We start from the raw sequence: 289 nt of genomic DNA on the forward strand, positions 1-289 counted from the left end.
AAACCAAAACTTTAAGAACACTGTCTTTTATTTTGACATAGAAAGTAAGATTTTCTCCATCTCTTTCTTAGTTAGCTCATCATCGATTATCTCTTCGTATATCGTTGTATCTCTTGTAAAAATATCATTCACTATGACAATTTGATACTCACTATTCTTACCTTGTGCTGGTACAAACATTTTGAGCCCTTTTAACTTACCCTCTCCATGAGTAGATTTATTATAGACCATTCCTTTCCCGTCTAAACTATAACTTTCTAGATTCTCTTCTCCAGGCATCATGTAGTGT

1 pseudogene is annotated in these 289 nt (G+C 33.2%); it reads right to left on the reverse strand.

The features are described from left to right. Positions 1-27 precede the first annotated feature (27 nt). Positions 28-289, reverse strand: a pseudogene (locus ACSG5Z_RS31520) (M56 family metallopeptidase); the annotation flags it as partial.

The sequence above is a fragment of the Bacillus pretiosus genome (assembly GCF_051294775.1).
Taxonomy (GTDB): Bacteria; Bacillota; Bacilli; order Bacillales; family Bacillaceae_G; genus Bacillus_A; species Bacillus_A wiedmannii.